20 protein-coding genes and 1 riboswitch are annotated in these 21,041 nt (G+C 41.9%); of the genes, 8 read left to right on the forward strand and 12 right to left on the reverse strand.

The window, feature by feature from the left end:
• Positions 1-17 precede the first annotated feature (17 nt).
• From CQ839_RS00790 to CQ839_RS00820, 8 genes are all read left to right on the forward strand, one after another.
• Positions 18-1,439 (forward strand): aminotransferase class I/II-fold pyridoxal phosphate-dependent enzyme, encoded by a 1,422-nt coding sequence (locus tag CQ839_RS00790; protein WP_103666378.1) that lies wholly within the window; start codon positions 18-20, stop codon positions 1,437-1,439.
• A gap of 75 nt (positions 1,440-1,514) precedes the next feature.
• Positions 1,515-1,660, forward strand: a riboswitch (cobalamin riboswitch).
• Positions 1,634-1,792 carry a hypothetical protein gene (locus CQ839_RS24920; protein ID WP_181016040.1) on the forward strand — a complete coding sequence of 53 codons (159 nt, stop codon included), beginning with the start codon at positions 1,634-1,636 and terminating at the stop codon, positions 1,790-1,792. It overlaps the preceding riboswitch by 27 nt.
• Positions 1,793-1,803: 11 nt before the next feature.
• Entirely contained in the window at positions 1,804-2,271 is a 468-nt protein-coding gene (locus tag CQ839_RS00795; RefSeq protein ID WP_103666379.1) for a hypothetical protein, read from the forward strand.
• A 69-nt stretch (positions 2,272-2,340) separates the two neighbouring features.
• Positions 2,341-3,507 carry a fatty acid desaturase gene (locus tag CQ839_RS00800; RefSeq protein WP_103666380.1) on the forward strand — a complete coding sequence of 389 codons (1,167 nt, stop codon included), beginning with the start codon at positions 2,341-2,343 and terminating at the stop codon, positions 3,505-3,507.
• A gap of 5 nt (positions 3,508-3,512) precedes the next feature.
• Positions 3,513-4,490, forward strand: coding sequence for a methyltransferase domain-containing protein (locus CQ839_RS00805; RefSeq protein ID WP_103666381.1), 978 nt, complete (start codon positions 3,513-3,515; stop codon positions 4,488-4,490).
• 245 nt (positions 4,491-4,735) lie between these two features.
• Complete coding sequence (locus tag CQ839_RS00810) at positions 4,736-6,430, forward strand: CTP synthase (RefSeq protein WP_103666382.1); 1,695 nt, start codon at positions 4,736-4,738, stop codon at positions 6,428-6,430.
• A gap of 84 nt (positions 6,431-6,514) precedes the next feature.
• Positions 6,515-7,573, forward strand: a complete 1,059-nt coding sequence (locus tag CQ839_RS00815; RefSeq protein WP_103666383.1) for a pentapeptide repeat-containing protein — start codon at positions 6,515-6,517, stop codon at positions 7,571-7,573.
• Positions 7,574-8,062: 489 nt separating this feature from the next.
• A complete protein-coding gene (locus CQ839_RS00820) occupies positions 8,063-11,005 on the forward strand; it encodes an ATP-binding protein (protein ID WP_103666384.1) in 2,943 nt (980 codons plus the stop codon).
• 263 nt (positions 11,006-11,268) lie between these two features.
• On the opposite strand, the gene CQ839_RS00825 is transcribed toward CQ839_RS00820, so the two are convergent.
• The 12 genes from CQ839_RS00825 to CQ839_RS00880 all read right to left on the reverse strand — a co-directional run bounded on the left by CQ839_RS00825 (position 11,269) and on the right by CQ839_RS00880 (position 20,969).
• Positions 11,269-12,315 carry a M23 family metallopeptidase gene (locus tag CQ839_RS00825; protein ID WP_103666385.1) on the reverse strand — a complete coding sequence of 349 codons (1,047 nt, stop codon included), beginning with the start codon at positions 12,313-12,315 and terminating at the stop codon, positions 11,269-11,271.
• 9 nt (positions 12,316-12,324) lie between these two features.
• The gene (locus CQ839_RS00830) at positions 12,325-13,041 is read right to left on the reverse strand and encodes a biotin--[acetyl-CoA-carboxylase] ligase (protein WP_181016041.1); all 717 of its coding nucleotides are present in this window, start codon (positions 13,039-13,041) and stop codon (positions 12,325-12,327) included.
• Between the two features lie 15 nt (positions 13,042-13,056).
• On the reverse strand, positions 13,057-13,677 hold the full coding sequence (locus CQ839_RS00835; RefSeq protein WP_181016042.1) for a phospholipid scramblase-related protein: 621 nt from the start codon (positions 13,675-13,677) through the stop codon (positions 13,057-13,059).
• 253 nt (positions 13,678-13,930) lie between these two features.
• Positions 13,931-15,829 carry a molecular chaperone DnaK gene (gene dnaK / locus CQ839_RS00840; protein WP_103666388.1) on the reverse strand — a complete coding sequence of 633 codons (1,899 nt, stop codon included), beginning with the start codon at positions 15,827-15,829 and terminating at the stop codon, positions 13,931-13,933.
• Positions 15,830-16,177: 348 nt separating this feature from the next.
• Positions 16,178-16,882 (reverse strand): TMEM175 family protein, encoded by a 705-nt coding sequence (locus CQ839_RS00845; protein WP_103666389.1) that lies wholly within the window; start codon positions 16,880-16,882, stop codon positions 16,178-16,180.
• A 120-nt stretch (positions 16,883-17,002) separates the two neighbouring features.
• On the reverse strand, positions 17,003-17,512 hold the full coding sequence (locus CQ839_RS00850) for a hypothetical protein (RefSeq protein WP_103666390.1): 510 nt from the start codon (positions 17,510-17,512) through the stop codon (positions 17,003-17,005).
• A 220-nt stretch (positions 17,513-17,732) separates the two neighbouring features.
• Entirely contained in the window at positions 17,733-18,032 is a 300-nt protein-coding gene (locus tag CQ839_RS00855; RefSeq protein WP_103666682.1) for a hypothetical protein, read from the reverse strand.
• Positions 18,033-18,102: 70 nt separating this feature from the next.
• A complete protein-coding gene (locus CQ839_RS00860; protein ID WP_103666391.1) occupies positions 18,103-18,540 on the reverse strand; it encodes a hypothetical protein in 438 nt (145 codons plus the stop codon).
• 1 nt (position 18,541) lies between these two features.
• Positions 18,542-18,895 carry a phage holin family protein gene (locus CQ839_RS00865; RefSeq protein ID WP_103666392.1) on the reverse strand — a complete coding sequence of 118 codons (354 nt, stop codon included), beginning with the start codon at positions 18,893-18,895 and terminating at the stop codon, positions 18,542-18,544.
• A 70-nt stretch (positions 18,896-18,965) separates the two neighbouring features.
• Positions 18,966-19,133, reverse strand: coding sequence for a YqaE/Pmp3 family membrane protein (locus tag CQ839_RS00870; protein ID WP_103666683.1), 168 nt, complete (start codon positions 19,131-19,133; stop codon positions 18,966-18,968).
• 177 nt (positions 19,134-19,310) lie between these two features.
• A complete protein-coding gene (locus tag CQ839_RS00875; protein WP_103666393.1) occupies positions 19,311-20,078 on the reverse strand; it encodes a histidine kinase in 768 nt (255 codons plus the stop codon).
• Between the two features lie 72 nt (positions 20,079-20,150).
• Positions 20,151-20,969, reverse strand: a complete 819-nt coding sequence (locus tag CQ839_RS00880) for a ferritin-like domain-containing protein (protein ID WP_258040584.1) — start codon at positions 20,967-20,969, stop codon at positions 20,151-20,153.
• Positions 20,970-21,041: the final 72 nt, after the last annotated feature.

The raw sequence follows: 21,041 nt of genomic DNA on the forward strand, positions 1-21,041 counted from the left end.
AATCACCCAAGTAGGCTTTGAATCAAGATTTTTCTCCATTATTAGAAGCGGCGCGGCGATATCTAGATATCGATCATGCGCCGTTTTATATGCCAGGGCACAAACGTGGTCAGGGTATTGATCGCGAGTTGATGGCAATTATGGGTGAGAATATGTTTCGCCTCGATTTACCAGAATTGCCTGATCTCGAAGAACCGATCGCAGAAGCCGAAGCCTTAGCTGCCGATGCTTACGGTAGCGATCGCGCATGGTTTCTGACTAATGGTTCTACTTGCGGTGTACAAGCGATGCTATTGGCAACTTGTAAGCAAGGAGACAAGATTTTAATTGGGCGAAACTGTCACAAAGCTGCGATCGCAGGACTAGTGCTCAATGGCGCTATGCCTGTTTATTTGCCAACTGACTATTTGCCAGAATTTGATTTGGACTTGGGCGTAAGTCCTAAGACTCTAGAATTATTTCTGAATCTTCATCCTGACGCAAAAGCGGTGATGCTTGTTAGTCCAAATTATTTTGGAGTTTGCGGCGAGTTGGCAAAAATGGCAGTGATCGCCCATTCCTTTAATATCCCCTTATTAGTTGATGCTGCTCACGGAGCGCATTTAGGTTTTCATCCTGATCTACCAAATTCAGCATTGCAAGCAGGAGCCGACCTAGTTGTGCAGTCCACACACAAAGTCGCAGGTAGCCTTACCCAATCTTCGATTTTGCATTTGCAAGGCGATCGCATTGCTGTTGAACAAGTTGATCGTGCTTTGCAAATATTGCGATCAAGTAGTCCCAATTTATTACTAATGATTTCTCTGGATGTGGCGCGGCGACAAATGGCAGTTAATGGCAAAAAGCTGTTAACTTACACATTGGGACTAGCCAAAACAGCGCGATCGCAGTTAAATCAAATTCCTGATTTGCGAACCTTTAGTCAAACAGAAGTTCCTACGCTTGACGATACTCGCCTCACGGTAATGACTGATTGCTTAGGTATTTCAGGGTTTGAAGCTGATGAATATTTACATTCCCAATTAGATGTGATGGCGGAAATGCCCACCAGATCGCAATTAGTATTTAGTTTGAGCTTTGGTAATACTCAAGATGATATTGATCGGCTAGTGAATGGATTCCAACGGCTTGTTAAGGAAAAAGGAAAAAGGAAAAAGGAAAAATTAATTACGAATTACGAATTACGAATTACGAATTATCAATCTAGGTTGACTCCACGTGAAGTGTATTTTGGGAAATGCGATCGCGTTTCTATTGATAATTCGATCGGGAGAATTAGTGCTGAATCTCTTTGTCCTTATCCTCCAGGGATTCCGCTAGTTTGTATTGGGGAAGAAATCACATTAGAGGTCGTGGAAATGTTACAAGCTATTTTGCGATCGGGCGGCGTTATTAATGGGGCAAGTGACGACAGTCTCAAAACAATTTTAGTTATATAGCAATGTAAGTTAACCCAAAAAAGAGAAAGGCGGCGCTTTGCGCCGCCTTTCTCTTTTTTGGGCTTATGTCTTACAATGATAAGACTATCGTTCGGTTCCAACGGGTAACAGTCGTTGGAGGAAACGGGGAAAGTTTGGTGTAAACCCAGCGCTGTCCCGCAACTGTGATGAGATGCTTTAATCTCTAAGTCAGGATGCCCGCCGATCGCAAAGAATCTCTTTTCGAGATTCGTAAACATGTTCCTTTTCATCTGCGAGGTATAGATGATGGTTTGTTCAAAATTTTTAGAAGCTTTACAATTGTTTCAGCTTTTACAAAAACTGTGCCAAGGCGATCGCATCAGGAAGACTAACAGGGAGTCCGATGCTGCAAGACTATAAAGAACGTTGGGGCATCTGTCGTTCTTGGGAACCTCAGTTTATTCGAGATAATTTTTTACTAATTGGATATCATGCCCTGAGAGGTTTTACAACCTCAGGGAAAGGGATTACAGTTTGTACTGTTGTACCACCTGCTGCTGATTTTAAGCCGAGTTTTCACATTTGGAAATTTAGAACTCAGTTTATAGCAGCAGAATTTGCCAAGCCCTATTTACTGGAAATGGGTATCAGTTCACGACAGATTCCGTCATTAATACAGGCGATCGCCGCGTATGATCCTCAGCAAGAGATCATTCTGGCAATGAATATCGATCAACAGCTCGAAGTTTACTGTCTCCAAAACCTAAAGATTTCTCCCTCAGAATGCTACAAACAAGTATGCGATCGCTGGGATGAATTTATGCCACATGAGTTACCGCCCGAATCATCACATCGTTTTATTAGAATCTAGGATGGGCAGCGCTTTGCGCCGCCCATCCTAGCCATGCGGCTAGAGTTATTTACAAGAGTATTTTATTGAGTGGAAAATATAATTAAAAAATCAGATTTTGTTCTTACTCCTTATATGAAGAGCAATGATCTCTGGGCAACTTATCAAATCCTGAATACCGTTATTCCCTATATAGTTTTATGGTTTTTAGCAGTTAAAGCCGCAGCAGTATCTTTTTGGTTCCTGCCACCGATCATCATTTTGATGACTCTATTTTCATTGCGATGCTTCTCTTTAATGCATGATTGCGGACATTATTCACTTTTTACTTCCAAAAAAGTGAATAGAGTTGTAGGCTTCTTTTTGGGCGTGATTAATGCTATACCTCAATATCCATGGTCAAGAGGTCATGCTTATCATCACAAAACCAATGGTGATTGGGAACGATATCGTGGGGTTGCAGCATTTCTCTCTACTGAAGAATTCTCTAAGCTCAATGACACCGATCAAAAGCTTTATGCCGTAATGAGACATCCATTAATGTCTTTTTTGGGAGGTTTTTTCTACCTTGCAATCAGACCAAGATATGCACTAATTGCAGGAAGCTATGATTTTATTGGTCATATATTTTCCAGTTTAAAGAAAGACCCTCGCATGGGTTTAGCGGCAATTATCTCTTCTCACAAATCTAGAAATTGGTATACGGGAGCGGAATTTATAGATTTGATGCTCAATAATATTTGTGTAATCGGCAGTTGGATTTTCCTTAGCCATTTGCTTGGAGCAGGCTTCTTTTTAGGTGTTTACTCAATCAGTTTAACTTTTTCAGCAGCGATTTTTATCTGTGTATTCTTTGTTCAGCATAACTTTGAAGACTCCTATGCTCATAAGACTGAAGGTTGGGACTATCTGCTTGGAGCACTTGACGGTAGTAGTTATTTAGAGTTGCCAACAATTTTGAAGTGGTTTTCCGCAGATATCGGTTTTCATAATATCCATCATCTTTCTGAGAGAATTCCGAACTATAATCTCGAAGCTTGTCATAAGGAAAATATTCAACTTCTCTCAAAGGTCAAAACTCTAAGGCTCGGTGATATGCTTGGTTGCGCCAAGTTTGTGTTGTGGGATTCTGAAGCAGGTAAACTAATTTCGATCGCTGAATTTCACAAGTCAAAATCTACAGCTCTGGATATAGAGCAAAGTCTTCTAAATCAAAATAAGCTGGAAGAACTACTTGTCAAAAATGGTAAGGCTTAATCTTAATGAATTTATTTGTTGCCACGCTGGAAGCGTTCTCGACAGTTGCGATCGCAGGAATTGGCATTTATCTAGCTACAGCGCGTCGCTATCAATCTGCTGATTCTGTTGCTAACTCCTATGATCAATGGACAGAAGATGGCATTTTAGAGTTCTACTGGGGCGAACATATTCATTTAGGTCATTATGGCTCGCCGCCCCGTTCAAAGGATTTCTTGACCGCTAAATCTGATTTTGTTCATGAGATGGTACGTTGGGGTGGCTTAGATAAGCTACCTGCTGGAACGACTGTCCTTGATGTTGGCTGTGGTATTGGTGGCAGCAGCCGCATTTTGGCAAAAGAATATGGCTTCTCGGTAACGGCAATTACGATTAGTCCTGAGCAGGTCAAACGTGCTCAGGAGTTAACCCCAAAAGAGCTTGATCTACAATTTCAGGTTGATGATGCGATGGCGATGTCATTTCCTGATGCAAGCTTTGATGTGGCTTGGTCAGTTGAAGCGGGGCCACATATGCCTGACAAAGCTATTTTTGCAAAAGAGTTGATGCGCGTACTCAAGCCCAATGGGTTGCTAGTACTTGCGGATTGGAATCAGCGAGACGATCGTCAAGTACCTCTCAATATTTGGGAGAAGCCTGTAATGAAGCAACTCCTCGATCAATGGTCACATCCTGAGTTCTCAAGCATTGAAGGCTTCTCTGAGCTTTTGGAGGCGACAGGACTTGTCGATGGCAAGGTAACAACTTCTGATTGGACAGCAGAAACTCTTCCTTCATGGCTAGATTCAATCTGGCAAGGTGTAGCGCGTCCTAAAGGATTGATAAGTTTTGGCGTATCAGGATTTATTAAATCTGTGAGGGAAATACCCACGATTTTATTAATGCGTCTAGCTTTTGGGGCAGGACTTTGTCGTTTTGGCATGTTTAAAGCTGTGCGATCGCCTGTTAGCACAAAAAACCTTGTTGAGCCACTTACTCATTAAAAGAGTTCATTTAGATTGAAAATTATAAAAATCGGTTTTTTGAAAGTCAGCCTACGGCTGACTTTCAAAAAACCGATTTTGGTATTTACAGCGCCTCTGGCGCTGTAAATACCAAAATCGGTTTCATAATGAGAATTGCTGAATATCTATGCTCAGATCTTGCAGCGCAATCACCTGCTATATAATCACTTTGTTAAGCATTGTTTACGAAACAATAAAACAATGCACCCTATAACGAAATTTTTATGGCTAAGTATATCTTTGTGACTGGCGGTGTTGTCTCTAGTATCGGGAAGGGCATCGTTGCCGCAAGTTTGGGACGATTACTTAAATCTAGGGATTATTCGATCGCAATTCTAAAACTCGATCCCTATATCAATGTTGACCCAGGAACGATGAGTCCGTTTCAGCATGGAGAAGTTTTTGTTACCGAAGATGGCGCAGAGACGGATCTAGACTTGGGTCATTATGAGCGCTTTACTGATACCTCGATGTCAAAGCTAAGTAATGTCACCACAGGCGCAATTTATCAAGGTGTGATCAATAAAGAACGGCGCGGCGACTATCAGGGTGGCACTGTGCAGGTGATCCCACATATTACTAATGAAATTAAAGAACGTATTCATCGCGTTGCTAAAAATGGCAATCCTGATGTTGTCATTGTTGAAATTGGCGGCACGGTAGGCGATATCGAATCACTGCCATTCATCGAAGCAATTCGTCAGTTTCGGAAGGATGTGGGACGGCAAAATGTTGTCTATATGCATGTCACCCTCATGCCTTGGATTGCCTCCGCAGGGGAGATGAAAACCAAGCCTACACAGCACTCAGTTAAGGAATTACAATCCGTGGGGATTCAGCCTGACATTCTAGTTTGTCGTAGCGATCGCCCTTTACCCCAAAATATTAAGGACAAAGTCTCAGAATTTTGCAACGTGCTGCCCGAATGCGTAATGACAGGACAGGATGTAAAAAGCATCTATGAAGTGCCATTAGCGATGGAGCGTGAAGGACTTGCTGAGCAAGTACTGCGCCTGCTAGGTATGCAACAACGTCAGCCCGATCTTCGTAGTTGGCAAACCCTTGTCGAGCGTCTCTATCGCTCAGAGCATCAAGTAGAAGTTGCGATCGTTGGTAAATATGTAAGACTGACCGATGCCTATCTCTCGGTGATCGAAGCCCTAAAACATGGCGCGATCGCCGTTAATAGCAATGTAAATTTGCGCTGGATTAACTCTGAAGACATTGAAGCATATGGCGCAGAAAAATTCCTAAAGGATGTCCATGCGATCGTTGTCCCTGGTGGATTTGGTCATCGTGGTGTCGATGGTAAAGTTGCTGCTGTACAATATGCCCGCGATCGCCAAATCCCATTTTTAGGTTTATGTTTAGGAATGCAATGCGCAGTCATAGACTGGGCTAGAAATGTTGGCAAACTCAGCGATGCAAATAGCGCCGAGTTTGCTCCAGATTCCACAAATCCTGTGATTCACCTATTACCTGAACAGCAAGATGTGGTTAATCTTGGTGGCACGATGCGTTTAGGGCTATATGCTTGCCGTCTTGCTCCAAATAGCTTAGTTCATAAGCTTTATAATGAGTCAGTGATTTACGAGCGCCATCGCCATCGCTATGAGTTTAATAATGCCTACCGATCGCAATTTATTGACGCTGGCTATGTGATTAGCGGTACTTCTCCCGATGGGCGACTAGTTGAAGTGATCGAACTTCCAAGCCATCCTTATTTTATCGCCTCTCAATTCCATCCTGAGTTCCAATCTCGCCCTAGTAGTCCTCATCCGCTTTTCCAAGGTTTAATTAAGGCAGCCTTAGATTTACAAAAACAGCGTCTTGCTAATGACTCTGAGCCAGAGAGTTCAGCAATCCTTGAGCAACTTAATGAGCAACAACAAGAGTTCGCTTCGGCAACATCTATTTAATATAGAAATCAGTAGGTAGGGTGGGCAATGCCCACCCTACCTACTGATTTCTATTTCTTCGTTCCTATTTTGAGGATTTTGAATATGGATGCAGCTCTTACTTCTCAAGATATTTTGCGCCGCTATGCAAAAGGCGATCGCGACTTTAGTGGGCTTAATCTCAATGGCATCAAACTCAGTGGCGCAAACCTCAGTCGCACTGATTGGCTAGATGTTAACCTCTCCAAAGCTTACCTAAATAGTACAGTCTTGACTTTTGCTTGTTTGACAAGGGCAAATATGCGCGGAGCCTTAATGGTTGGCGCTAATCTTTGTGGCGCAAATCTCAACCAAGCCAGCATGAGTAATGTAAATCTATCCAATGCTGAATTGCATGGAGCAAGTCTGCAAGGAGCCACGCTCTTTGGAGCAAATCTCAGTCTTGCTAATTTGATGGATGCTAACTTAATTGACGCAGATATGCGAACGGTTAACTTGAGTGGTGCGAACCTTGTCGGAGCATGCTTGAAAGGCGCAAATCTCAGACAAGAAAGAGCGATCGGCGATCAACATGAAATTGACGCTGGCAAAAAGAAGCGCAGCGTAGCTAGTCTAACTGGCGCAAATTTATCTGGTGCTGACCTGCGTGGTGCAAATTTATCTGGTGCAGATCTACATAAAGCCGACCTGCGCGGTGCAAATTTACAAGAAGCAACTCTCAGTGGGGCAAACCTTAGTGAAGCAAAGTTAAATAATGCCAATATGCAAGGTGTATTTCTCTCTGAAGCTAATCTTAGTTGTGCAACGCTCTCAGGCTCAATTTTAAATAATGCCAAACTGGAAAGAGCAATTTTAATTGATGCAGATTTTAATGGGGTCTCACTACGAAGCGCGATTATGGCAGATGTTAAGGCGAGTCGCGTGCAAATGCAATGTACAGATCTCACAGATGTCAAGTTGACTCGTGCCGATCTGAGCCGAGCTAATCTCAGTGGTGCAATTATGATCCGAGCTAACCTCATCGAAGCCTATCTTGCCAGAACAAACCTTGCCAATGCTGATTTGACTGATGCAATACTCAACCGTGCTGAGTTAAGCAGTGCCAATCTTGTCGGTGCAATTCTCAAAGGGGCAACGCTACCCGATGGAAAAGTCCATAAATAGAAAAAAATCCCAGAAAGCTAGTGACCACGCTTCTTGTCAGCACTAGCTTTCTGGGATTTTTTTATACTAATTGCCGCTCTTATCTTACTGAAAAAAAGCTATCAAAAAAAACTAGTCTAGTAAATTTTCTTAGTATTAATACTGCAAAAAAATCACTATTTTAAGGCTATCAATTAGTATATATTCCTATTAATAATTCTTGAAATTACTGAAGCCCTAATTTTCTTGTTACAAATATTTTCAGGATTTAATTAAGACTTTTAGGGGCAAATATTATAGATGGCTAATAACTCGAAGACTAAAAATTTTGCTGGCAAATTATTTCATGCTTTTTAGTTAAAGTATTTTAGCAAAACGGCTAACAACTATTGAGATTAACTATTAATATGTACCCGTTTATACATTTGCCATGTATCTCTTCAGTCTAGGATAAATATTTAGGAATAATTTAGGGATAATTTAGATATAATTTCATCTTTTAGGGGATTCATGAATACTAAATCAACTATCAAAGTTGTAAAAGAACGAAGAGCATATAACACATGGGTTGCAAATGAGACCTTAGAAGATTATTCGCTCCGTTATGCGCCAAAATCATTTAGAAAATGGTCAGAATTTCTAGTTGCGAATACAGCATTAGGGGGAGTCTCGTTTTTAGCTCTAGAGGCAATCGGTGGATCTCTACTGATTAGCTATGGATTTGCTAATTCTTTCTGGGCAATCGTCGTTGTGGGGGGGATTATCTTTTTAGCAGGTTTACCGATCTCTTACTATGCCGCTAAATATAATATTGACATTGATTTATTAACTAGGGGAGCAGGTTTTGGTTACATCGGTTCGACGATTACATCGCTAATTTATGCTTCCTTTACATTTATCTTCTTTGCGCTTGAAGCCGCAATTATGGCGCAAGCTCTCGAGCTATATTTTCATTTGCCGTTATCCCTTGGCTATATTCTCTGTTCTTTGATTATCATTCCGATCGTATTTTACGGAGTCACACTAATAAGCCAGTTGCAGCTTTGGACACAACCAATATGGCTAGGTTTGATGATTCTGCCTTTTATTTTTGTGTTGAATAAAGAACCTGATGCGATCGCTAATTGGATGAATTTTGCTGGGAATTCTCCCAGTGGAGCAGGATTTAGTCCAATTCTATTTGGTTCCGCTGCCACAGTATCTTTTTCCTTAATTGCTCAGCTTGGCGAACAGGTGGACTATCTGCGCTTTCTGCCCGATAAGCAAGAAAATAATCGTGTTCAATGGTGGCTAGCAGTAATTATTGCGGGGCCTGGCTGGATCTTGTTTGGTGTTGCTAAACAGTTAGGAGGAGCATTTCTTGCCTCTTTAGCAATTGATCATGGAGTAGAAGTTGCTCATGCTAAAGAGCCAATTCAAATGTATATGGTGGGATTTGAGTATATTTTTGCCGATCCTTGGATTGTGTTATCAGTTGCCACTGTATTTGTGATTGTCTCGCAAATTAAAATTAATATCACGAACGCCTATGCAGGCTCTCTCGCATGGTCAAATTTCTTTTCAAGACTGACCCACAGTCACCCTGGGCGAGTTGTTTGGCTAATCTTTAATGTGATAATTGCTCTACTGCTGATGGAGCTTGGAGTATTTCAAACCTTAGAACTGGTCTTAGGGCTATATTCCAATGTAGCGATCGCTTGGATTGGGGCAATTGTTGCTGACTTGGTCATTAATAAACCTTTAGGCATTAGCCCTTCCTATATAGAGTTCAAACGTGCTTATCTCTACAGCTTTAATCCCGTGGGCTTTGGCTCGATGGCGATCGCTTCGATCATCTCGATTATGGCTTTCGTGGGATTGTTTGGAGTCTTCGCCCAAGCATACGCACCCTTTCTAGCACTAGGAATTGCCTTTGCCCTCTCTCCAATCATTGCGTTCGCTACCAAAGGCAAATATTACATCGCCCGTGAAAATATCTATAGTTCTCAAAAAGTAGATATGCATTCACTGATCGCCTGTAGTATTTGCGAACAGGAATACGAACCGCCTGACACAGCCTATTGCCCTGTCTATGATGGGCCGATCTGCTCGCTCTGTTGTAGCCTTGATGCTCGCTGTCACGACTCTTGCAAGCCATCCGATGACGATATTGGCAGTCTAACTCAAAACATAGCTAGCACTATTTTCTCAGAAAAAATTGCACCGCAACTAGGAGTAAGATTAATTAGGTTTTTGGGAATCTTTCTACTGCTCTCTGGACTGACAGCAACAGTTTTTGGCTTGGTTTACTATCAGGGCATCTTAAAGTCACCGACTTTATCTACGGTTTCAGCTTCGGAATCAGAATTTTTAGGAGTATTGCTAGAACTCTATGCACCGCTTTCAGTACTCATTGGTGTAGGTACTTGGTGGTTGGTATTAAGTGAAGAAAGTCGCGAACTGGCTGAAGCAGAGTTAGATCGCCAAAATTTGCAACTTCAGCAAGAAATTGATGAGCGCCAAAGAATAGAAGATGCGATGCAAAAACTTACCTTAGAACTAGAACACCGAGTTGAAGATCGTACTAAGGAGTTATCGACAGCGATCGATAGTCTCAAACTCACTCAGGTTCAGCTTATTCAAACTGAAAAGATGTCTAGTTTGGGACAACTGGTAGCAGGAGTTGCTCATGAAATTAATAATCCTGTTAACTTTATTTATGGCAACCTTTCCCATGCTGCTAACTACATCAAGGATTTATTAAACCTCATTGGACTCTATCGAAAATACTATCCCCATCCTGACTCGTCCATCCAAGAGGAATCAGAGGCAATCGATCTAGAGTTTCTAGTGGAAGATTTACCCAACTTGCTGACATCCATGAAAGTTGGCGCAGAGAGAATCCAGAAGATTGTTTTATCGTTGCGGAATTTTTCACGCATGGATGAAGCGAATTTAAAACCCGTAGATATTCATGATGGCATTGATAGTACCTTAATGATCCTGCAATCTCGTCTCAAGTCAAAACAAGATTACCCAGAGATTCAAATCGTTAAAGATTATGGGGATCTTCCTAATGTGGAATGCTATGCAGGGCAACTCAATCAAGTATTTATGAATATTCTCGCTAATGCCATAGATGCTATTGAGGATAATTATGACTCTCTCTCATCCATAGATATCAAAAAGAATATTGGTGAAATCAAAATTAAAACGGAAGTAAGAGAATCTGATTATATCAAAGTTACCATTACTGATAATGCTAAAGGCATTCCTCCAGAGGTACAAAAAAGATTATTTGATCCATTCTTTACGACTAAGCCAGTGGGCAAAGGAACTGGCATGGGTCTATCAATAAGCTTTCAGGTAATTACCGAAATTCATCATGGCAAGTTAAGTTGTCAATCTGAGATCGGTGAGGGGACTAATTTTATTATCGAGATTCCCATTGAGCAATCAAATGTCAACATATAAAGAAGCTGCACTTTGTGCCTAGTTTTGCCGACAATGATAGTTTTTTGGCTCAATAATAGCCACTTGATTTTGCCTTATACCAAAACACAAAATGGCTACGCCATTTTGTGTTTTTAAAACCCTTACTGGGTTTTAAAAAATGCAAAAGAGTCATGGCGACTAAGCGCCGCCATGACTCTTTTGCATTTTTTATATCCTAAACAAAACTTACATTGCTATAGCAATGTAAGAATCACAGTGCTAATGGCTATATCGATTTTTACTTAAGCTTTATTTGCTGATCTAGGTGATTGCGCGAGATATTTTTGTAATTGCTCCATGGCAAGTATTAACTGCGGTGTTGGATCGATCGCAACCAGTCCCTCTTGCATTTTTTGCCAGATCTCGAAATGCAGATGTGGCCCAGTCGCCATGCCAGTACTGCCAACTAAACCGATCACATTACCCTGTTTGACCACCTGACCAGGCTTGACTAATACCTCAGACAAGTGTGCATAACGAGTCTCATGGGTGTCTCCGTGAGAAATGACCACGATCAACCCATAGCCACCTAGCCAACCTGCAATTTCTACACGACCACTAAAGGCAGCGACGACGGGTGTACCTTCGGGAGCAGCTAAGTCAGTACCTTGATGAAAGCGCACCTGCCCCGTAACTGGATGAACGCGAGCGCCAAATAGAGAACTAATTACTGATGGAGAAATTAATGGGAACAGCATTTGCTTGTCGCCATTGCTAGGCAAGCTCATTGCGGCAATTTCTTCAGAAGTGAGGCGACGCACTTGCACAGCGGTTTCACCCGATGCGGCGGTGTAGAGAACATTGCCGTTTTGGTAATAGTTTTGCGATCTATTTTTAGCGGCGATCGCTACTTCAGGATTACAAAGATCGGCATTGCGTTCGAGAAGGTTGCTAGCCTTGAATTTACAACCAGTAGATCGGTTCTCTAGGACGATTTCGACAGGTTGCCCAACAGGCTGCGATCGCTTAGCTGATGGTTTTGGTGATGGACTCGATCCAGTTTCAATATTGACTAGGACAGTTTCGCGATTCCCAGCATTATTTATAGGCTTATCTGCTGGAGCAGAATTCAAGTTGCTTTCGCTTTTAATCTCTACGTTGGCTGGTGCAGGAGCGATCGCAGGTTGAGGTTGCACCTGAGGGGCTGGTGTCGAAGGTTTTGATACTGCTACATCAGGAGAAACGGCAGATTTGGTCGCGGCATATGCTGAGCCAACTAAAAAGTAGTTATTTGTGGAGAGGCAAAGCAGGGTTGCTAACGTAATCGTTGAAAGTGTTGATTTTCGCATAATTTGATTCTACTGATAGCCGACAGAGAAGTTTTGAGGCTGATAGATCGCTTCTTGGGAATTGCCCTCCCATCTTACTACCAGTTCGCCCATTGGTCTAATGTCGATTATTTTGCCTTGAAGTTCCCGCCCATTAATTGTTTGACGTACATTTTTGTCGCTAAGTAGCTCCAAATATTCCGCCAAAATGCTCATCATTCCCTCATTTTCGCTGCGAGTTTGACCTAGCTGGATGCCTTTTAGCACCACTTCGATCAGTTCATCCATGTTTGATAAAGTCGTTGGTAATTCCCCCAGTGCGATCGCGCCTTCAGGAACCTCGTTTGTCCAATTAATCCCGATCCCCACCACGGCATAGAGAACTTTACCAGCCTCGATCCTCGTTTCAGTGAGAATTCCTCCCAATTTACGGCGATCGATTAATAGATCATTTAACCATTTCAGCTTTACATTTGCCCCCGTTTCTTTGAGTGCCTTGGCTATGCCCCAAGCTGACCAGAGCGTAATTTGATGAGCATTTGCTGCTGTCAAATTTGGCTGTAAAATCACTGACATAAATAATCCGCCCAAGTCTGACTGCCAACTATTACCGCGTTGACCTCTGCCTTTAGTTTGGCGCTTGGCAATTAGCACCGTGTTTGATAGCGCTTCGAGACGATCAATTAGTCGCCAAGCTTCACTATTAGTTGAATCAATTTCGTCGTAACGAACAATCTGAAAACTCAAGGTAATTCCTGACTATTAAGAAGCTTTAGTCTCAAAGTATAAAAGATCAACAAACACTGCACCAACGAGTAACAGCAACTTTTCATCTGCTGTTAATTTCGCATCGGTGAAGCGGACTCTAAAGTTATCAGCATCAGTGAATAGTTCTTTAGATAGCCCTGTCCATTTCTTTTCAATTACCGATACTTCCCTTTCAGATTTTTTGATGGGGAATGTCCAAATTTTCCATAATGGCGAAGTCATGCTCATGATTACCCTGCCCCTAGTATCCAAAAATTCAAATTTTTTGTTAAACCATGCAAATCTCTGTTGCAAACTTCCTACAGGGCGATCGCCTGCCCCAAAAATATCAAGGCGCTGAAAAAACCAGCGAAAAGGATGATGGGCGCGAAAAACCTGCTGATTAGCCATATCAGTTCCCACGATATTAAAAACTCGCCAATGCCCTAGAAACTGTCGCATGATCGCATCTAAGAAACCTAGCTTTGGCTCAGCACAGTAACCAAATTGATGACCATCATCGGTTTGGATTTGATAACGGTTGCGAGTTTCAAAGCCAAATATTTCTGCTAGTTCAAATTTTTGTTTGACATAAATTGCATTAGCTTGGGCTAGGGTTTGCAGAAATATACTCATAATTTTTTTGGAGAAAAACACTCCCCAGCATACACTATGGCGTTTTCTAGGCGATCGCATTCGATCTTTAAAAAGTAGTGCGATCGCAAGTATTTATATAACGAAATATAAACTGTGACTATGGTGTCTGTGTCATCTTGTTGAGTGTGTTGTCACACTTTCGGGAGATGGTATAAGACAAATTTTCTAAACTGCTATTGCCTAAAACAAAAAGAGGGTGGGCGCTATGCGCCCACCCTCTTTTTGTTGTTAACTATTTCGACTCTGTGAAATCAGCATCGATGACATCGTCATCGCCACTTGCAGCATCCTTAGTTCCGTCTTCAGGAGCAGCGCCAGAAGGGGCTTCGCCGCCTTGCTGATAGACAGAAGAGCTAAGAGCATATAAAGCTTGCTTCAACTCTTCAGTTTGAGCAGCGATCGCTTCATGATCGTCTTTAGCGATAACTTCACGCAAGCTCTTGACAAGATCTTCGATCTTCGTCTTGTCTGCTTCAGGAACCTTGTCACCAAGATCCTTGATTTGCTTCTCAGCTTGGTAAGCAAGAGAGTCAGCTTGATTCTTCGCTTCAATGCGATCGCGCTTCTCTTTGTCAGTAGATGCGTTACGCTCAGCTTCGTTAACCATGCGTTCCACTTCATCCTTAGGCAGTGTGGAAGCACCAGAGATTGAAAGAGTTTGAATCTTACCAGTACCCTTGTCCTTAGCAGTTACTGACAATAGCCCGTTGGCATCGATGTCAAATACAACTTCGATTTGAGGTACGCCACGAGGAGCAGGAGGAATTCCGTCTAGACGGAAGGTTCCCAAACTCTTGTTGTCGTTAGACATTTCACGTTCGCCTTGAAGAACATGAATCTCAACATTGCTTTGTCCATCAACCGCAGTCGAGAAGACTTCGGACTTCTTGGTAGGAACAGTGGTGTTACGTGGAATGATCTTAGTCATTACGCCACCCAAGGTTTCAACACCGAGAGATAGAGGAGTTACGTCAAGCAAGAGAATGTCTTTGACTTCACCAGCCAATACGCCAGCTTGGACTGCTGCGCCGATCGCAACAACTTCATCAGGGTTAACACTTTGGTTAGGATCTTTGCCAAGAATTTTCTTAACAACTTCTTGTACCGCAGGAATACGGGTCGAACCACCAACAAGGACAACTTCATCGATTTTCGATTTGTCGATTTTGGCATCACGGACGGCTTGCTCGACAGGAATACGGCAGCGATCGATGAGATCGGAGCAGAGCTCTTCAAACTTAGCGCGGGTCAGTGTGGTGTCAAGGTGCTTAGGTCCATCCTGAGTTGCGGTGATAAAGGGAAGATTGATTTCGGTTTGAGTAACACTCGAAAGTTCAATCTTCGCTTTTTCAGCAGCTTCAGTCAAACGTTGCAATGCTTGCTTATCTTTGCGAAGATCAATGCCCTCAGCCGCTTGGAACTGATTAGCAAGGAAGTCTACGATCTTCTTATCAAAGTCATCACCACCGAGGTGAGTGTCACCACTGGTAGACATTACTTCAAACACACCATCGCCAACTTCAAGGATCGATACGTCAAATGTACCGCCGCCAAGGTCAAATACGAGGATGGTTTCATTGGTCTTGCTATCTAGACCATAAGCAAGAGCTGCTGCGGTTGGCTCGTTGATGATACGGAGAACTTCAACACCTGCAATTTTGCCAGCATCTTTGGTGGCTTGACGTTGCGAGTCATTGAAATAAGCAGGAACAGTGATAACCGCTTGTGTGACGGTTTCGCCTAAATATTTGCTAGCGTCATCAACTAACTTACGTAATACTTGAGCAGAAATTTCTTCGGGTGCAAACTGTTTGCTAACCGCAGGTGCGTCGATCTTGACATTTTCACCTACTTTCAAAACCTTGTATGCAACTTGCTTGGATTCCCCACTAACTTCGTCATAACGTCTGCCGATAAAGCGCTTTACTGAGTAAAAGGTGTTGTCGGTGTTCATGACAGCTTGACGCTTAGCAATTTGCCCAACTAAGCGATCGCCATTTTTGGCATAAGCTACAACTGAGGGTGTGGTACGGAAGCCTTCGGCGTTTGCAATCACCGTTGGCTTGCCCCCTTCCATGACGGCGACGACTGAGTTTGTCGTACCTAAGTCGATTCCAACTACTTTAGCCATAAGGCTTCTAACTCCTAAGTTTTATTAATCTTTAGTCTCATACAAGATTAACCACTTTTCCCGATTAGCACATCAGGGGGACTCTACCTAATCTGGTAGGGTTTCCCGTACAATCAGCAGATCTATGCGTTGTTTGCTCGCCTTCGGTGGGGAAACAACGCCGTACTTTACTAGGCTGGGAAACGCTATAAGCCCCACACATTGATCTGAATATTCAATCCAAATAATTTTAATTTATTGGCATCTTAGAGAACTCCAAGGAAGAATGATCCCTGTAAAACCCAAAAATGTTGCGGCGGGCGTAGCCCGTCGCAACATTTTTGGGATCAATTATTTTGTGTAAGTCCCTTAATTGATTTTGTTGTCTGGCTGATTAAATTCGTGGGATTGATTGAAAATTGCATTCATTCTTAATGCTCCTGCAAGTGTAGCTAAACCGTAAAGGGCTAGACTCACAGAAACATTATAGAATGAAGCTTCAATTCCGATCGCATAGCTGAGTGGAACTAATAAAAATGTTTTTTGGACAGAGCGGACTAGTCTTCGATTCAGACTTTCATCAATCAAACGATTTTTTCGAGTTACATATTCCCAATCTAAATATTGAATTACTCCAGTAACGAAGAGATTAATGCCATAAAAAGTAGTTGCTGAACGATGAGAAAGGTTTTCGCCTAACAATGATGCTGAAAAAGGAATTAATGAAATTGACATCAAAAATAATAGGTTAAGCCAAATATGAGCACGATCTGAGCCTGAAATATAATGCGACACTATTTGATGCTCAAACCACAGTAGCCCCAAAATCATAAAACTAAGAAAGTAAGTGAAAAACTTCGGGATAAGTGCAATTAGCTCCTGAGTCAATTCAATATCTGAATTTACATGAAATGTTTTGATATCTAGTACTAGCAGAGTTAATGCGATCGCGAAAAAGGCATCGACTAAAGCATCAATACGGTGATTGCTGATGTCAGCACTTCCATTTTCCGAAGGGATAGTATTCTTTGAGCCTCTGAATAGATTGACAAAATGGAATGAGGGAAAGCGCATTTTCTGTCACCAGTGGTTATACCAATCCTCGAAAGTATGACTACACTTTCGAGGATTAAAAATCAAACCCAGCAAGGTTTTGGTAGCCTCAAAATGGCAACGTCATTTTGAGGCTTGGGATTATTTTCTACCAAACCATTTAGCAGCGATCGCACCCAACGCAGCTCCCACGAGAGGATTACTCAGGAATTTTACGAGTGCAGGTTGAATTGCCAAAACTTCTTGGAAAATATCAGGATGTGAGTGATAAGTAAAACTAGCCAATTTAGCGACATCATCTGATGTCATGCGGCTAGGATTATGGCTAGACAATCCTAATTGCTGTTCAAGTGCACGCTCACTCAGTCCACGCTTTTTCAGATGTTTGAAGAATTCTCTAGCTACATCATCTCGCTGGTTGGGTTGAATCCCTGCGACCGCTTTTTGTAATTCTGGCTCCATTTCTGCTGGAGTAATACGATCTTTCTGAAAGAGATCGCTAAATAGATTATGGCGTTCTTCGCGGGAAGATCTTTGGGCAAAATCATCAAAATTTTGATGATTTTCTGATTCTTCAGAGAGAATTTCTTTGTCTCCCTCTGCCAAATCTTTCATGACTTGTTTTTTATATTCATCGCTAGTGTTTGGCATAGTTAGTTATGTTGATAAAGGATTCAAAAGGGCTAATACCAATTTTTGAGGATTTAAAAACCTCGCTAAGTCTTAGAAACTATTTAAGAATTACTTTCTGCGGTCAAAAACTCTAAGAGATCCCCCTCAATCCCCCTTAAAAAGGGGGAGGAATTTAATTCTCCCCCCTTTTTAAGGGGGGCTGGGGGGGATCTAGACAATTCTTAAATGGTTTCTTATTTTAAGTAGTACCTGCTTTGTCCCAAGCATCCCGTACTGCATCTATAACCTTGATCCAAGCTAATCCTGTCCCAGCTTTTTGGGCTAAAATTGCTTCATAGTCTAGTTTGAGTTCTGCTTCTGCTTCATCAAAGCTCTTGCCAAGATAGCGATCGTAGCCTTCATGTCCCGTTTGATAAGCGGGTTGATAGTCTGCATAGGGAATTTTTTTGTCAATGTATGAACGAGTACCATGATTCTCTTGCCAATAAGCATCATAGGAATCATTAGGATTAATGGAAGTTGTGTTTTGATTATTCATAGTTATCTCAAGTAAAATATCAATCAAAATCAAGAAATATGAGGCGCAAAGCGCCTCATATTTCTTACTCTTAACTTGCTTGCTGATAATCAATTTGCTGGGACTGAGTATCATATCGAGCGGTTAAAATCAGCTTCTTATCAGGAGCATAGATCAAAATAGTTAGGTCTTGATTAGGAAAATTGTGTCGGAAACCTTGGACTAATGATTTGGTCAAAGCTTTTACTTCAGTTGGTAAAACTTTAGGCGAAATCACGACTCCTAGCTTATTGCGATCGCGAACATAAGCATCCTTAATCAAGCCTTTACCAGTCTTGATCACCCAATCGCCAAAATCCTGACCTGCGGCAGAATTGCCGCGCTCTAATTGACCATACTCCGAATTCTGATTCGTTACTATTGGGTTAGAAGTTTTAGTTTGAGAAGCCCCACAAGCAGTTGTGAAGGTCAAAATCAGCATTAGAGCTAAGACTAATCCTGTTCTCCGAACATTATAAAAAATGTTCATACTAGCCGACTCCTTTCTCAGCAAAGTATTTGTTCAAGAATGTACTCACAAAAGATAGAACAATCGGAGCCAAAATCAAGGCTAAGAGTCCGTTCATCGTAAATCCAGGAACGATAATCGAAGCCAACCAGAGTAATATTCCATTTACCACAAACGAAAATAATCCTAAAGTAATAAAAGTGAGTGGTAGAGACAGAAGTTTAACAACTGGTCCAATAAAAGCATTGACAAATCCAATCACGACTGCTGCGATTAAAGCCGCTGGGAAATTCGCAATATCTACACCTGGCACAACCATATCGACAACTAGAAGTCCTAGAGCCGTTGCCAGTATCGTTACAAAGTATCCAACCATATTTTTTCTCCTGAGTATAGACAGAGCGTTATGTCGCCCTGTTTAGTTGCTTGGTCAATTAATTATTTATTTATGTTTCTTGCTTTTTAGAGATTGCCCAAATAGCATGAATAATGCCTGGAACCCAACCCAGTAGAGTTAGCCCAATATTGATTAAAAAAGTAGAACTGAAGCCGTAAGTTAGGAAAACCCCAAGCGGTGGAAGTAGAATTGCGAAAACAATTTGGATTAGTTTCATAGTTGAGTACTCTTTGCAATGAAATGCAAATAATCTGATTAATCGATTACAATGCTTTGCGCTAAAATCAGAACTAATATTTTTGTTAAAAGTACTGCGAAGCAGTACTTTTAACAAAAATATTAGTTGCTGGCTAATTGATTTAGTAGGGGTAATTCATGAATTACCCCTACTAAATCAATGCTTAATGCCAACACCCTTACCTTCCCAAAGGTCTTGTAGCTGCTGTTTAACTTCTTGCTCTTTACGAGCAGCGGCTGAACCAAGCCCACCGATATTGGTTTCAATATCAGTAATTTTTTGTTGCAAAGGCATGGTATCACTTGCTTCTGCTTCGATCTTTTGCTTGCCATACCAAGTTTTAGCGTTTTCCCATTGTTGCTTAATCTCGTTGTAGCGATCGCCATAACGAATGGCAAGTTTTTTATCTAAAGTGGCAAGTTGAGCTTTGAGCTTGAGGTATTGTTCTTGCAGAATTCCCGACTCGTGATGTTCTTGGACAGTATCGACTGCTAGATTAATTGCCGCCGATTCGTCATCAATCAGATTAGTCGATTCTGAGGCTTTAATATCAATCAGGATTTCGCTACTTTCGCGATCCAATTGTTCCTGCTGCCAATCCAATTGAGATTGAATCTCTAACAATTTCTCTCGGCGTTGATTGAGTGCTTGTTGTCGATGATAAGTGCTTCCTTCGATAGCTCCTTCAATAGAAGCCGTGATTTTTTCAGCGTTGTCCTTTCCACCTCCTCTCAAGTCAGCAATTATTGTAGAAACAGCATCTTTGACAATCAAACCGATCTCATCACTACCTTCTCTTAGCTCAGATACTGTCTGTCCGACCGCATCTTTGACAATTTTGCGAATGTGTTCAGCCCGAATCTTACCTTCTCCCTTTGCCTTGGTGAGATTGGTTGTAATCTTTTCTTTAACTGGATTAGTCATAGTTAATGTTTCCCATGTTATATAAGAGTTTTGCCGTAGGTGCTATGTATGAATAGCACCTACAGCTATTGCTTACCATAAACCTCTGACAGGTTCTGAAGGTTTGCTTGGCGTAGGAGTTGGTGTTTGAATAGGGGGTTGGGTTACATTTAAGATTGGAGAAACTAAAGCAAGTACTTCATCTTTGGTTGCGTAACCATCAAAAGCATCAAGATTAAATGGGATAGGAGAGTCTATACGATTCTCGTTATAGATCACTTCACTAGGACTTGCATTAGTCGCAATCCAAGGACGTACATCTGCGCCTAACAGCATCTGGCGTAAAAATCTGATGCCAGCAGCATGACGAGCTTCTACGCTATGGATTTCCAATGCTGCTGCTAAAATCGGTTTACCTGCATCACCTGCGGCAAGCAAATTCTGAACCTGTCCTTTATAAGCCGCCACACCTAGATCTTCCACATATTGACCTGCCAATAGAAAATCAGTAGGATTGGCAAAAGGATCGCGTCCTAAGATCGCACTATAGTTGGGATTTGCAGGAATTTTAATTGCATCAGGTTGACCACCAATAGAAAGTAATGCAGCCGAAAGATCAGTTACATGTTTAGCTTCATCTTCGCCATAAGAAGCGATCGCATCCTTCGCCATTTGAGGTGCAGAGACTAAACCTCCATTTATAGCTGCATCGGCAGCACGGCGGTAAAAGTCTGCTTCGATCTTTTCTAAGGTGAGTGCATATTCTGCTACTTCTCTAGGGCTTAGCACTGCGTCCTGAGCATAAGCTGGCGCTGGTGGACTGAAGAACATGAATAAAAACAGTAAAGGAATAAGCACCAAGCTGAGCTTGATAGGACGCATGGCTCCACAAGCTAGGTTCTTAAGGCTCATTCTAAAAGTGGCGTAGTAAGATGTCATATCGTCTGCGACCTTCTGTATGAATATATTGCAACTGTATTTGGA

The sequence above is a fragment of the Pseudanabaena sp. BC1403 genome, assembly GCF_002914585.1.
Lineage (GTDB): Bacteria > Cyanobacteriota > Cyanobacteriia > Pseudanabaenales > Pseudanabaenaceae > Pseudanabaena.

Bases quoted from the DNA above. Each gene is read 5' to 3' on its own strand.
- CQ839_RS24920 (WP_181016040.1), top strand. From the start codon at position 1,634: ATGCCCGCCGATCGCAAAGAATCTCTTTTCGAGATTCGTAAACATGTT.
- CQ839_RS00795 (WP_103666379.1), top strand. From the start codon at position 1,804: ATGCTGCAAGACTATAAAGAACGTTGGGGCATCTGTCGTTCTTGGGAA.
- CQ839_RS00805 (WP_103666381.1), top strand. From the start codon at position 3,513: ATGAATTTATTTGTTGCCACGCTGGAAGCGTTCTCGACAGTTGCGATC.
- CQ839_RS00810 (WP_103666382.1), top strand. From the start codon at position 4,736: ATGGCTAAGTATATCTTTGTGACTGGCGGTGTTGTCTCTAGTATCGGG.
- CQ839_RS00815 (WP_103666383.1), top strand. From the start codon at position 6,515: ATGGATGCAGCTCTTACTTCTCAAGATATTTTGCGCCGCTATGCAAAA.
- CQ839_RS00820 (WP_103666384.1), top strand. From the start codon at position 8,063: ATGAATACTAAATCAACTATCAAAGTTGTAAAAGAACGAAGAGCATAT.
- CQ839_RS00825 (WP_103666385.1), bottom strand. From the start codon at position 12,315: ATGCGAAAATCAACACTTTCAACGATTACGTTAGCAACCCTGCTTTGC.
- CQ839_RS00835 (WP_181016042.1), bottom strand. From the start codon at position 13,677: ATGAGTATATTTCTGCAAACCCTAGCCCAAGCTAATGCAATTTATGTC.
- dnaK (WP_103666388.1), bottom strand. From the start codon at position 15,829: ATGGCTAAAGTAGTTGGAATCGACTTAGGTACGACAAACTCAGTCGTC.
- CQ839_RS00845 (WP_103666389.1), bottom strand. From the start codon at position 16,882: ATGCGCTTTCCCTCATTCCATTTTGTCAATCTATTCAGAGGCTCAAAG.
- CQ839_RS00850 (WP_103666390.1), bottom strand. From the start codon at position 17,512: ATGCCAAACACTAGCGATGAATATAAAAAACAAGTCATGAAAGATTTG.
- CQ839_RS00855 (WP_103666682.1), bottom strand. From the start codon at position 18,032: ATGAATAATCAAAACACAACTTCCATTAATCCTAATGATTCCTATGAT.
- CQ839_RS00860 (WP_103666391.1), bottom strand. From the start codon at position 18,540: ATGAACATTTTTTATAATGTTCGGAGAACAGGATTAGTCTTAGCTCTA.
- CQ839_RS00865 (WP_103666392.1), bottom strand. From the start codon at position 18,895: ATGGTTGGATACTTTGTAACGATACTGGCAACGGCTCTAGGACTTCTA.
- CQ839_RS00870 (WP_103666683.1), bottom strand. From the start codon at position 19,133: ATGAAACTAATCCAAATTGTTTTCGCAATTCTACTTCCACCGCTTGGG.
- CQ839_RS00875 (WP_103666393.1), bottom strand. From the start codon at position 20,078: ATGACTAATCCAGTTAAAGAAAAGATTACAACCAATCTCACCAAGGCA.
- CQ839_RS00880 (WP_258040584.1), bottom strand. From the start codon at position 20,969: ATGAGCCTTAAGAACCTAGCTTGTGGAGCCATGCGTCCTATCAAGCTC.